We start from the raw sequence: 11,583 nt of genomic DNA on the forward strand, positions 1-11,583 counted from the left end.
CCCTCACCCGCGGGCGGCCGGGCCGGGCCCGCGGGGCCGGGCCCCGGCCGTCGCATGCCGGTGGAGGGTTCCGCGGTCAGCCGGCCCGCTCGCGGCACCGCGGGCACAGGCCCCAGAACGTGACGTCGGCCTCGTCGATGAGGTAGCCGGCGTCGTCGACCGGGTCCAGGCAGGGCGGGTGGCCCACGGCGCAGTCGACGTCCTTGACGGCGCCGCAGCCACGGCACACCAGGTGGTGGTGGTTGTCGCCGACGCGTCCCTCGAAGCGGGCGGGGCTCCCGGCGGGCTCGATGCGGCGCACCAGCCCGGCCTTGGTGAGGGCGTGGACGGCCTCGTAGACGGCCTGCAGCGAGATGTGGCCGACGCGGTCGCGGACTCCGGCGGCGATCCCCTCGACGTCGAGGTGGTCGCCCTCCCGGACGGTCTCCAGCAGCGCGACGCGGGCGGCGGTCACCCGCAGGCCGGCACCGCGCAGTTCCTCGGCGGTGGTCGGGGTCTGCGATGCGCACATGGACCCCAGATTACCTTAACGAATCACGAACGATTCAAAACAGCAAACGCTACAACTCTGTACCTCCGTTGGGAAGGGCGCCGCGCGCTCGGATCAGGACGCGGGCGCGGAGACCAGGGCGTTGACCTCGGGCAGGACCGCGTCGGCGACGGAGACCGCGCGCGGGATCAGGCCGTTGGCGTGGAAGAGGTCGGCGGCGTGCTGCTGCTCGGCGACGAAGCCCTCGTCCACCGGGTTCAGCCCCCACGGACGGGTGCGCAGCGCGTGCTCCCAGGCGCCGACGTCGCCGCCGTCGTCGGCGGCGAACAGCTCCGCGGCCTCGCGCGGGTTCGCCTCGATCCAGGCGTCCGACTCCTTCAGCGCGGCGACGATCGCGGCCAGCTCGTCGCGCCGCTCCGTCGCGAACGCCCGGCTGGTGAACCACAGCGAGCGGTGGCTGAACAGGCCGGGCGTCTCGATGACCGTCCGGACGGGACGCCGCTTCTCCACGTCGGTGAGGTAGGGGTAGGACCCGACCCAGGCGTCGACGTCGCCGTTCAGGAACAGCTCGGCCGCGTTGCCGTAGGCGTCCACGGGCTCGATGTCGCTCCAGCTCAGGCCCGCCTTCTCCAGCGCGAGCAGCAGCAGGGTGGTCTGCCAGGAGCCGTGCCCGAGCGCGACGCGGCGGCCCTTGAGGTCGGCGGGGCCCGCGATCGGCGAGTCGTCCGGGACGACGATCCGGCCGTTCTCCACCCGCGGCCCGGAGATCGCGACGTAGACGACGTCGTGCCCCTTCGCCTGCGCGGTGACGGGCGGCGTGGAGCCGGTGCCGATGAAGTCGTAGCCGCCGTCGAACAGGTGGTCGCCGTGCCCGGACGGGAGGCCCTCGGTGGGCGCGGGCCGGTCGCCGGCGGGCAGCGACCGCAGGTCCACCCACTCCACGTCCGGGACGGACCGCTCCAGGATGCCGCGGTGCCGCAGCACCCACAGCGAGTTGTTCTGCGGGAAGTAGCCGACGCGCAGGGTCATGCGATCTTTCCTTTCAGCAGGGGGAGGACGTGGCGGCCCACACGCTGGGCCTCCTCCAGGTGCGGGACGCCCGCGAGGATGAAGGCGTCCACGCCGAGGTCGATGAGCTCGTCGAGCCGCTCGGCGACCTGGTGGTAGTCGCCGACGAGCCCGAACAGCGGGCCCGGCCGGAGCCGGTTGAAGCCGCCCCACACGTTGGGCTGCACTTCGAGGTCGCGGAGGTCGGAGCCCGCGTCGGCGGTGAACGCGCGGCCCCGCTGCCAGCCGACGGACTCGGACGCGTCCGGGGTGCGCTGCGCCTCGCCGAGCCGCGCCCAGCCCTGGCGCAGCTCCTCCCACGCCTCCTCCTCGGTCTCGCGCGCGAGGACGTCGACGCGGACCGCGAACTTCGGGGGCGTGTCGCTGTGCTCGCGGACGAGCGCGAACTTCGCGGCGAGCGCGTCGAACGGCTCCAGCCAGGACAGGTAGTAGTCGGCGTGGCGGCCGGCGGCGGCGATCGCGGCGGGCGAGGACCCGGAGAAGAAGATCTCGGGGAACGGCTGCCCGCGCAGCTCCGGCGGCAGCGCCGCGCCCTCGACCCGGTAGAAGCGGCCCTCGTGGTCGAACGGGCCGTCCCACACGCCCTTCAGCACGTCGAGGAACTCCGACGTGCGGGCGTACCGGTCGTCGTGCGCGACCTTGTCGCCCCACCACAGCTGCTGCGGCCCGCCGCCCCCGGAGATGATGTTGTAGACGACGCGCCCGCCCGTCGCGGCCTGGAGCGACGCCGACATCCGCGCGGCCTGGACGGGGTGCAGGAACCCCGGCTGGAACGCGATCATGAACCGGTAGGCGGTGGTCTCCCCGGCGAGCGCGGCGGCCGCCGCCCACGGGTCGTCGGTCTCGGGGAACGACGGCATCAGCCCGCCGACGAACCCGGACCGCTCGGTCGCCCGCGCCACCTCCGCCATGTAGTCGAGCGGGCCGTGGCCGTCCGGCGCGCCGCCGCGCAGGCCGGGGCCGAGGCTGCCCGGCAGGTACGGGCCGAAGCCGCCGCGGGTGATGTCGCCGAGGCGCAGCGCGGGAGCGTCGCCCTCCATCGCGATGCGCCAGTAGATGTCAACCGACACCTTCGGTCTCCTTCCGCAGCAGGGGCAGGACGCGCTGCGCCAGCCAGTAGGCGGTGCCGGGCGTCGCCGCCGGCTCCACGAAGAACTCGGCGATCCCCTCGCCGGCGCGGCGCAGGATCTCGTCGGCGAGCGCCGTCTCGTCCTGGACGTCGGCGCGCAGCCGCAGCGCCGCGTCGACGCCGTCGGGGACGAGGCCGGGGTCGTCGTCCGGGCCGATGAGGTGCGCGTCGGCGTGCTTGGCGGACAGCGCGAGGGCCTCCGGCGACGTCCCGGACAGGTACACGCGCGGGAACGGGCGCGGGACGCGCGAGCCGGGGAAGCCGCCGTCCAGCACCTGGAAGTGCTCGCCCTCGAAGGTGTACGGACGCTCGCCCCACACGCCCTTCGCGATCGTCAGGAACTCGTCGGCGCGGGCGTAGCGGGCCGGGCCGTCCAGGAAGTCGCCGTGTGCGCGCGCGACGTCGGGCGCGAGGTCGACGGCGAGCCGCCATGCGAGCCGCCCGCCGGTGTAGCGCTGCAACGACGCCGACAGCTTCGCCGCGTACACGGGCGTCGCGATCGCCGGGTGGAACTCGGCCGCCACCTGGACGTGCCGGGTGTCGCGCAGCACCGCCGCCGCGAGGACCAGCGGGTCGTGGCCACCGGGATCGAACGGGACGAGCACCCCGTCCAGCCCGCCCAGCTCGGCGGCGCGGCCCACCGCGCGGTGCTCGGGCTCGACGGCGCGCGGGCGCACGTCGGTGACGAAGTCCGGCAGCACCGCCCGTCCGGGCGCGCGGGTCGGCGCCACGACATGCAAGCGGGTCAACGTATCGCTCCTTCCGAGGGCCGTCCGGCCTTCTCCTTCTCGGGCTCGCGTGCGGCCTCGGGCGCGGCCTCGGGCTTGCGCTCGGGCTCCTGCTCGGGCGCGGCCTCGGGGCCGGGGTCGCCGAGCCGGACGCCGAGGTCGGCCAGCAGGCGGCGGCGCAGCGCGGTGAACTCCGGGTCGGCGGAGTCGCGGGGGCGCCGCGCGGTCACCCGCTCGTCGGTGACGAGCCGGCCGTCCCGCAGCACCGCGACCCGGTCGGCCAGCCGGATCGCCTCGTCCACGTCGTGCGTGACCAGCAGCACCGCCGGGCGGTGGGTGCGGACGAGGTCGCCGACGAGGTCCTGCATCCGCAGCCGGGTCAGCGCGTCGAGCGCGGCGAACGGCTCGTCCAGCAGCAGCAGTTCCGGCTCGCGGACCAGCGCGCGCGCCAGCGCGACGCGCTGCGCCTCGCCGCCGGACAGCGTGTGCGGCCACGCGCGGGAGTGGTCGGCGAGGCCGACCTCCGCGAGCGCCCGCCGCCCCCGCTCCTGCACGGCGGCGCCGCGCGGCAGCCCGACGACGACGTTGCCGAGGACGCGCTTGGACGGCACCAGCCGCGGTTCCTGGAACACGATCGTGCGGGCCTCGGGGACCAGCACGGTGCCGCCGTCCGGGCGGTCGAGGGCGCCGAGGATGCGCAGCAGCGTCGTCTTGCCGGTGCCGCTGGCGCCGAGGAGCGCGACGAACTCGCCGCGTTCGATGTCGAGGTCCACCCCGTCCAGGACGGCGCGGGTCCCGAAGACCCTGCGCAGGCCCCGCAGGTGCACGGCGGTGCTCGCCGTGCCGGTGTTCGTGCTGCCCGTGCTCGCCGTGCTCTTGCTCGCGGTGTCGCTCATCGCGCCGCCCCCTTCGCCCGCCACGGCATCAGCAGCCGCTCGGCGCCGCGCGCCAGCAGGTCGGCGGCCAGCCCGAGCAGCCCGTACACCAGCACGCAGACCGACAGGATGTCGGTGCGCGAGAAGCTCTGCGCCTGCGTCATCAGGTAGCCGATCCCGGACGTGGAGTTGATCTCCTCGGCGGCGATCAGCGCGATCACGCTGAGCGTCATCGACAGCCGGAACCCGGCGAGCAGCGACGGCAGCGCGCCGGGCAGCACGACCTCGCGGACGAGCCGCCATCCGCCGAGGCCGAAGGTGCGCATCGCCTCCAGCAGCCGCCGGTCCACGTTCCGGACGCCGCCCGCGGTCGAGACGTACATCGGGAACGTGGTGGCGACGGCGATGAGGATGACCCGCGCCGACTCGCCGATCCCGAACCACACCATGAACAGCGGGACGAGCGACAGGAACGGCAGCGCGCGCAGCAGCTGCAGCGGCGAGTCCAGCAGCTCCTCGCCGAGGCGGGAGAAGCCGGTGACGACGCCGAGCAGCAGCCCGGCGGCGAGGCCGAACGCCAGGCCGAGGACGGCGCGGGTCAGCGAGACCCGCAGCGCGTCGGTGAGCTGGCCGTCGGACCACAGCTCGCGGGCGGCGTCCGCGACCGTCGCGGGCGAGGCGAGCACGTCGGGGCTGAGGACGCCGGTCGCGGACGCGACCCACCAGCCGCCGAGCAGCGCGAGCGGGCCGAGGGTGCGCAGCGCGACGGTCACGCCGCGGCGCCGCGGCCTCGGGACGCGCGGGCGCGGGACGACGAGCCCGGGGTGCGCGCGGCCGGCCTCCCCGCCCGCGGCGGGAGCGGACGCGGCGGGGGCGGACGCGGCGGTCACGTCCCGCTCCCGGGCAGCGCCACCACGTACGGCTTCACGTCCACCGTCGTCGGAGTGATCTTCTGGTCGGCGAAGAACCGCGCGACGCTCGCGAAGCCGTCGAGGTCGGCGGCGCCGATCGGCTGGGCCGTCGCGCCCTGCGCGAGGTTCTGCACGGTGAGCCGCTCCGCGTCGCCGCTGACGGCCTGCGGCCCGGCCTTGGTGAACACGTTGACGTAGGCGCCGGGGTTCTTGATCTGGTCCTGCCCGCGGTCGTGCAGGTACTGGTAGAACGCCTTGACGACCTCGGGGTGCGCGTCGGCGAGCTTCGTCCGGACGGCCCACACCGAGTAGTTCTGCGACCCGATCTGCCCGCCGTTCACCAGGAAGTGCGCGCCGGTCGAGGCCATCTCGGGGAGCGAGTACGTCGCCCACACCGCCCACGCGTCGACCTTCCCGGAGTTGAAGACGGGAGCGGTCTGCGCGGGGTTGAGGTAGACGCGCTTCACCTGGTCCGGCTTGATCCCGGACGCGGCGAGCGCCTTGAGCAGCAGGTACTCGGCGGTGCCGCCCTTGTTGACCGCGACCGACTTCCCGACGAGGTCGCGCGGCGTGCGGATCGGGGAGTCCTTGCGGACCAGGATCCCCTCGCCGATCTTGTCGGGGGCGATCTGCGCGAACAGCTTGAAGCCGGGCTTCTGCGCGAGCGCGGCGATCGCGGAGGTGATCGAGCCCTGCGCGAAGTCCAGCTCGCCCGCGTTCAGCTCCTGCGCGGCGGGCGCGAACGGCCCGGCGCTCCCGGTCCACTTGACCTTGGCGTGCACGGCCGACAGCGCCTTGTCGAGGCTGCCGTCCTTCTTCCCGGCGGCGAGCACCCCGGAGTTGCCCGGGTCCGGGACGCGGATGGTGACCGTCCCGCCGCCGGACGCGCCGGAGTCGTCCGAGCCGCCGCAGCCCGCGGCGGCGAGCAGGACCGCGAGGGCGCCGGCGGCCAGGGCCGGGAGGGCGGGGAAGCGCTTCATGGATGCTCCTGTGCGACGAAGGCGAGCCGCGGGACGAGGTCGCGCGCGGCGGCGAGGGGTGCGGGATCGGCCCAGGCGGACACGTCCACCGGGGCGTCGTGGAAGCCGTGCCGGCGCAGGAACTCCTCCTGGTCGGCCAGCAGGTCGAGGCGGTCGGCGTCGAGCGTGGCGTGCAGCTCGCGGTGGAAGCCGTCGCCGTAGGCGCGGGCGACGCCCTCCGCGCCCGACCCGGTCTCGTCCGCGAGGATGCGGGCGAGGTCGCCGGGATGGTCGCGGCCCCAGTCGGCGGCGCCGAGCAGCACGGCGAGGAACCGGACGACGAGGTCCGGGTGCTCGTCGAGGAGCCGCTGGTCGACGGTGATGGGCCGGGGCGTCCCGTTGTTGACCCGCCACCGGCGGTCCGGCAGGGCGTCGAGGTCGATCGCGACCTCCGCGCCGTAGCGGGCGGCGGTCTCCACGGCGACCGAGCCCTTGGTGTAGACGGCGTCGACGCGGCCGTCGCGCAGCGCGGCGAGCTCGGACTCCCACTGCCCGGGGAGGGCGTCGCCGTCGAGCTCGACGAGCTCGGCGTCGGCGAGGGTGAGCCCGGCCTGGCGCAGCGCGCCGTCGAAGCCGCGCAGCGCCATCGCCCGCCAGAAGTCGATCTCGATGGTGCGGCGCGGCACGGCGAGCCGGCGGCCCTTCAGGTCGTGCGGGCCCTGCAGGCCGGCGCCCGGCCGGGCCAGCACGACCTGCCGCTCCTCGAACCAGGTGAGGCCGACCAGGCGCGTCGGCGCGCCGGTGGAGCGGGCCCACAGCGCGGGGACGTTGCCGCCCTCGCGGACGAGCGTGGGAAGCCGGTGGCGGAAGTGCTCGCCGCGGTCGGGCCCGGCGCCCGCGTCCTGGAGGGAGCGCACGGCGATGCCGTCGGCGGCGAACTCCGCCGCGAGCCAGCCCTGGTCTGCGGCGATGCCGGTGGCGGTGGGGACGGGACAGCGGGTGAACCAGAGGTCCGCGGGACGGGTGTCGGCCATGCCGGGAGTATTGCCAACAATCCCTACCAACTCAATCTGGATCCCATAAGGTGGGAAACATGGCACACCCTCCCCCCGGCGGGCAGGCCGTGCGGCGCGCGCTGGACGTCCTGCTCTGCTTCCGCGACGGCGCCCCGCCGCTGACCGCGTCCGGCATCGCCCGGCGGCTCGGCCTCAGCACCTCGACCGCGCACCGGCTCGCGCAGACCCTCGCGGGCGCGGAGTTCCTCGTCCGCGACGCGTCCGCCCGCTACCGCCTCGGCCCCGCGGTGACCGAGCTGGGCCTGCTGTCGTTCCACCGGCAGGGCCTGCACCGGGTCGCGCCCGAGCTGGACCACCTGGCCCGCGTCACCGGGACGACCGCCGACCTCGCGATCCGCAGCGGCGACCACGCGGTGCTGCTGGCCGGCGGCACCGTGCGGCGCACCGAGGACGGCGTCGGGCTGCGCCGCCCGCTGCACTCCACGGCCCTCGGCAAGGTGCTGCTCGCCTGGCCCCGGCCCGGCGCCGACGACCTTGCGGAACTGGCGCCGCTGCGCCCGCTCACGGGCCGGACCATCGCGGACGTCGGCGAGCTGCGCGCGGAGGTGGAGCGGGTCCGCGCCGCCGGGCACGCGATGAACGACGGCGAGTCCGCCGAGGGCGTGCGCACCCTCGCCGTCCCGCTGCTGGACCGGTCCGGCCACGCCCGGTACGCGCTCGCGCTGCGCTCGACACCCGAGGTCGTCACGGACGCGCGCGTCCCGTGGTTCCTCGCGCACGCGCAGTCGTGCGCGCGGGCGATGGAGGTGCTCCTGCTGCCGCCGGAGGACCGCCGGGGCTGGGCGGGCCAGAGTGGCTCCCGTCCATAACATGTATTTCCTACTGTTTTAGTTGCTTTTTCATCGGATGGGTGCTTACACTCCCCGCGTCCGCCGGGACGATCCCGGCCCTTGGGAGACGACCGTGACCACCATGTGCGACGAGCCCGCGCAGCGGGTCCCCCCGCGCGACCACGCGGGCTGGCTCGCGCTGGCGCGGACCACCGCGTCCGGCCCGGCCGTGGACGACCCGGACGCCCGCCACGCCGGGCGCCCGCAGGCGCGCGGCGCCGAGGCCCTGCGGCAGGCCGGGCTGCTCACGCTGCTGATCCCCGCCCGCCACGGCGGCGGCGGAGCCACCTGGCGCACCGCCTTCCAGGTCGTCCGCGAGGTCGCGGCCGCCAACGGCGACCTCGGGCTGCTCCTCGGGCACCACTACCTGCTGTCCTGGACGCCCGCCCTCCACGGCACCGAAGCGGACCGCGAGCGGGTCTGGCCGGCCGCGGCCGCCGCCTGCCGGCTGTGGGGCGGCGCCCCCGACCCGCGCGACGCGTCGCCCACCCTGGCGCCGCGCCCGCACGGCGGCTTCACGCTGGACGGCACGACGGCGATCACCTCCGGCGCCGTCCTCGCCGACCGCCTGGCCGTCGGCGCGACCCGTGCCGACACCGGGGAGCCGCTGATGGTCCTGGTCGATCCGGCCGGGCCGGGCGTCGCGCGCGCCGAGGGCGGCGCGGGCGGCGCGCCGAACGGAACGGTCCTTTTCTCCGGCGCCATCGTCGGCGACCACGACGTCATCGGACGGCCCAGCCCGGCGTCCACCGCGCTGATGGCCCCCGCCATCCAGATGGTGTTCGCGCAGCTCTACCTCGGCATCGCCGAAGGGGCCCTCGACGCCGCCCGCGCGCACGCCGTCGCCCGGTCGCGGCCGTGGCCGCTCGGGCAGGCGCGGCGGACCGGCGGCGACGCCTACCTCGCCGGCGCCTACGGCGGCCTGCTCGCGCAGGTGCGCGCGGCCCGCGCGCTGGCGGACCGGGCCGCCGACGACCTGGCCCCGGCCCTGCACGGCGCCGCCGCCGAGCCCCGGAACGTGGAGGGCGCGGGCGCGCCTGACGAGCGGTACTGCGAGACGGCGGTCCTGGCCGCCACCGCGAAGATCGCCGCCGTCCAGGCCTCGCTGGCGGTCGCCTCCCGCGTGTTCGAGCTGGCCGGGCCGGACTCCGCCCGCGCGCGTCCGGGCCTGGCCCGGTTCTGGCGCTACGCCAAGACCCTGCACGACCCGGTCGCCTTCCGGCAGGCCGAGGTCGGCCGCGAGTTCCTGACCGGCGAGTTCCCTCCCGAAAGGAAGGCCCCACCGTGACCCTGACGCCCCCTTGGCCCTCCGCCGCGCCGCCGTCCGCCGGGCGGGCGGCGCGATGACGGCGCTCGACCTGAACCTCCGCCGCGTCTACGGCGCCTACCCGACCGGCGTCGCGGTCGTCGCGGGCCTGGCGGGCGGGCGCCCCGCCGGCATCGCCGCCAGCTCGTTCGTCCCCGTGTCCCTCGACCCGCCCCTGGTGTCGGTGTGCGTCGCGCACACGTCCACGACCTGGCCGCTGCTGCGCGAGCTGCCCCGCATCGGGATCAGCGTGCTCGGCGCGCACCAGGAGGACGTCGGCCGGCGGCTCGGCGCCCGCACCGGCGACCGGTTCGCCGGGGTCGCGTGGCGGTCCACGCCGGGCGGCGGCGTGCTCGTCGAGGGCGCGTCCGCCTGGTACGAGTGCACGGTCGAGCAGCGGGTCCGCTCCGGCGACCACGACATCGTCGTGTTCCGCGTGCACGACCTGGACGCCGCCCCGGACGTCCCGCCGCTGGTGTTCCACGCCAGCGCCTTCCGCCGGCTCGGCTGACTATTTCCTACTTTGTTGGTCGGTATTGACTGATACATGATCGCCCGCTTACGTTGGCCGTGATCAGCAGACCGTGATGGGAGAGATCCACGTGAATGCGACGCCGGGCCCCTGGAGGAGCGCCGCCGTGCTGGCGGCCGGACTGGCGGCGCTGACCGCGTGCGGATCGGGCGGCGGCGCGTCCGGCGGCGGCACCGGGACGCCCCGCACCGGCGGCACCCTGACCTTCGCCGTCGGATCGGACGCGGGCTGCGCCGACCCGCAGCAGGTCGGCAGCAACGACACCATCTACTCGATGCGCCAGCTCGTCGACTCGCTCACCGACCAGGACCCGTCCACCGGCAAGATCGTGCCCTGGCTCGCGCAGAGCTGGACCATCGGCGACGACGCCCGGACGTTCACCTTCCACCTGCGCCCCGGCGTCACCTTCAGCGACGGGACCCCGCTCACCTCCAAGGTCGTCAAGGCCAACTTCGACGCCGTCCCGAAACTCGGCCCGCTCGGGCTGCTGGCGGAGGGCTACCTCAGCGGCTACCAGGGCACCGACGTCGTCGACGACCTCACCTTCAAGGTCCGGTTCAAGCAGCCGAACGCGCAGTTCCTCCAGGCCACCGCCACGCACTCGCTCGGCATCGAGGCCGAGGCCAGCGTCCGCAAGACGCCGCAGCAGCGGTGCGCGGAGGGCATCGTCGGGTCCGGGCCGTTCACGCTCCAGAAGTACGTGCCGAGCCAGTCGATCACGCTGGCCGCCCGCAAGGGCTACGCGTGGGGCTCGTCGCTGTGGAAGAAGCCGGGCACCGCCTACCTCGACCGCGTCGTGTTCAAGATCCTCCCTGAGTCGGGCGTGCGGACCGGCGGGCTCCAGTCCGGGCAGGTCGACGCCATCGGCAGCGTCGGCCGGGCCGACGAGGCGGCGCTCAAGGCGTCCGGCGTGCAGCTGCTGGCACGTGCCAATCCCGGCGTCGTCTTCGGCCTCACCCCCAACAACACCCGGTCACCGCTGAACGACGAGAAGGTCCGGCAGGCGATCGCGCTGGGCGTCGACCGGCAGCAGATCGCCCAGACCGTCTTCCCCACCGGGACGCACCCCGCCACCAGCGTCCTCGCCCACACCACGCCCGGCTACGTCAACGTCGGCGCCGCGCTGGCGCACGACCCGGCGCGAGCGAAGTCCCTGCTCCAGGCCGACGGCTGGACGCCCGGGAGCGACGGCGTCCTGCAGAAGGGCGGCAAGAAGCTCAGCATCACCGCCACGTGGGCCGCCGTCGCCGCCACCAACAAGCCCGCACTCGAACTGCTCCAGCAGCAGCTCAAGACCATCGGCGTGCAGCTCGCACTCAAGGAGCAGCCGGTCACGCAGCTCGCGCAGCTCCAGACCTCCGGCAACTTCGACCTGCTGTTCGGCAACATCACCCGCGCCGACCCCGACATCCTCCGCAGCTCGTTCTCCACCAAGCTCGCCAACCCGTACAAGCTGCCGGCCACCGGCCTGGACGCCCTCCTCGACGGCCAGGCCGCCGAACCCGACCAGGCCAAGCGCCTCGACCTGGTGGCGCAGGCGCAGCGGCAGATCGTCCAGCACGCCTACACGATCCCCGTCGTCGAGCTCCAGACCGAGCTGGGCGTCGCGAAGAAGGTCCACGGCCTGCTGTTCGACGCGTCGAGCCGCATCCAGCTCCACGACACCTGGATCGGTTAGC

Annotated in this window: 12 protein-coding genes; 4 read left to right on the top strand and 8 right to left on the bottom strand. The window is 75.0% G+C overall.

All coding sequences use genetic code 11. The features are described 5' to 3' along the window. Positions 1-76: 76 nt before the first annotated feature. The 8 genes from ABZ914_RS06660 to ABZ914_RS06695 all read right to left on the bottom strand — a co-directional run bounded on the left by ABZ914_RS06660 (position 77) and on the right by ABZ914_RS06695 (position 7,194). Positions 77-511 (bottom strand): Fur family transcriptional regulator, encoded by a 435-nt coding sequence (locus ABZ914_RS06660; RefSeq protein WP_500192087.1) that lies wholly within the window; start codon positions 509-511, stop codon positions 77-79. A gap of 93 nt (positions 512-604) precedes the next feature. Then, a complete protein-coding gene (locus tag ABZ914_RS06665) occupies positions 605-1,519 on the bottom strand; it encodes an ABC transporter substrate-binding protein (protein WP_500192088.1) in 915 nt (304 codons plus the stop codon). Further along, a complete protein-coding gene (locus tag ABZ914_RS06670) occupies positions 1,516-2,628 on the bottom strand; it encodes an LLM class flavin-dependent oxidoreductase (protein WP_500192089.1) in 1,113 nt (370 codons plus the stop codon). Before ABZ914_RS06670 ends, ABZ914_RS06665 begins: the two co-directional genes overlap by 4 nt. Further along, positions 2,618-3,436 carry an LLM class flavin-dependent oxidoreductase gene (locus tag ABZ914_RS06675; RefSeq protein WP_500192090.1) on the bottom strand — a complete coding sequence of 273 codons (819 nt, stop codon included), beginning with the start codon at positions 3,434-3,436 and terminating at the stop codon, positions 2,618-2,620. Before ABZ914_RS06675 ends, ABZ914_RS06670 begins: the two co-directional genes overlap by 11 nt. Continuing rightward, positions 3,433-4,311, bottom strand: coding sequence for an ABC transporter ATP-binding protein (locus ABZ914_RS06680; RefSeq protein WP_500192091.1), 879 nt, complete (start codon positions 4,309-4,311; stop codon positions 3,433-3,435). Before ABZ914_RS06680 ends, ABZ914_RS06675 begins: the two co-directional genes overlap by 4 nt. Then, positions 4,308-5,180: an ABC transporter permease gene (locus ABZ914_RS06685; protein ID WP_500192092.1), complete on the bottom strand. Its 873-nt coding sequence runs from the start codon at positions 5,178-5,180 to the stop codon at positions 4,308-4,310. Before ABZ914_RS06685 ends, ABZ914_RS06680 begins: the two co-directional genes overlap by 4 nt. Beyond that, the gene (locus ABZ914_RS06690; RefSeq protein WP_500192093.1) at positions 5,177-6,181 is read right to left on the bottom strand and encodes an NrtA/SsuA/CpmA family ABC transporter substrate-binding protein; all 1,005 of its coding nucleotides are present in this window, start codon (positions 6,179-6,181) and stop codon (positions 5,177-5,179) included. The genes ABZ914_RS06685 and ABZ914_RS06690 overlap by 4 nt, the downstream gene beginning before the upstream one ends. Further along, positions 6,178-7,194 carry an ABC transporter substrate-binding protein gene (locus ABZ914_RS06695; RefSeq protein WP_500192094.1) on the bottom strand — a complete coding sequence of 339 codons (1,017 nt, stop codon included), beginning with the start codon at positions 7,192-7,194 and terminating at the stop codon, positions 6,178-6,180. Before ABZ914_RS06695 ends, ABZ914_RS06690 begins: the two co-directional genes overlap by 4 nt. A gap of 59 nt (positions 7,195-7,253) precedes the next feature. On the opposite strand from ABZ914_RS06695, the gene ABZ914_RS06700 reads away from it, so the two are divergent. The 4 genes from ABZ914_RS06700 to ABZ914_RS06715 all read left to right on the top strand — a co-directional run bounded on the left by ABZ914_RS06700 (position 7,254) and on the right by ABZ914_RS06715 (position 11,582). Further along, positions 7,254-8,045 carry an IclR family transcriptional regulator gene (locus ABZ914_RS06700; protein ID WP_500192095.1) on the top strand — a complete coding sequence of 264 codons (792 nt, stop codon included), beginning with the start codon at positions 7,254-7,256 and terminating at the stop codon, positions 8,043-8,045. A 103-nt stretch (positions 8,046-8,148) separates the two neighbouring features. Further along, positions 8,149-9,354 carry an acyl-CoA dehydrogenase family protein gene (locus tag ABZ914_RS06705; protein WP_500192121.1) on the top strand — a complete coding sequence of 402 codons (1,206 nt, stop codon included), beginning with the start codon at positions 8,149-8,151 and terminating at the stop codon, positions 9,352-9,354. Between the two features lie 13 nt (positions 9,355-9,367). Then, complete coding sequence (locus ABZ914_RS06710; RefSeq protein ID WP_500192096.1) at positions 9,368-9,883, top strand: flavin reductase family protein; 516 nt, start codon at positions 9,368-9,370, stop codon at positions 9,881-9,883. Between the two features lie 127 nt (positions 9,884-10,010). Continuing rightward, a complete protein-coding gene (locus ABZ914_RS06715) occupies positions 10,011-11,582 on the top strand; it encodes an ABC transporter substrate-binding protein (RefSeq protein WP_500192097.1) in 1,572 nt (523 codons plus the stop codon). Position 11,583 lies beyond the last annotated feature (1 nt).

Origin of the sequence: Spirillospora sp. NPDC046719 (assembly GCF_040645715.1) — a bacterium.
In the GTDB taxonomy this organism is placed as follows: Bacteria; Actinomycetota; Actinomycetes; order Streptosporangiales; family Streptosporangiaceae; genus Spirillospora.

Excerpts from the sequence above, each read along its gene's own strand:
- ABZ914_RS06660 (WP_500192087.1), bottom strand. The coding sequence starts at position 511 with ATGTGCGCATCGCAGACCCCGACCACCGCCGAGGAACTGCGCGGTGCC.
- ABZ914_RS06665 (WP_500192088.1), bottom strand. The coding sequence starts at position 1,519 with ATGACCCTGCGCGTCGGCTACTTCCCGCAGAACAACTCGCTGTGGGTG.
- ABZ914_RS06680 (WP_500192091.1), bottom strand. The coding sequence starts at position 4,311 with ATGAGCGACACCGCGAGCAAGAGCACGGCGAGCACGGGCAGCACGAAC.
- ABZ914_RS06690 (WP_500192093.1), bottom strand. The coding sequence starts at position 6,181 with ATGAAGCGCTTCCCCGCCCTCCCGGCCCTGGCCGCCGGCGCCCTCGCG.
- ABZ914_RS06695 (WP_500192094.1), bottom strand. The coding sequence starts at position 7,194 with ATGGCCGACACCCGTCCCGCGGACCTCTGGTTCACCCGCTGTCCCGTC.
- ABZ914_RS06700 (WP_500192095.1), top strand. The coding sequence starts at position 7,254 with ATGGCACACCCTCCCCCCGGCGGGCAGGCCGTGCGGCGCGCGCTGGAC.
- ABZ914_RS06705 (WP_500192121.1), top strand. The coding sequence starts at position 8,149 with ATGTGCGACGAGCCCGCGCAGCGGGTCCCCCCGCGCGACCACGCGGGC.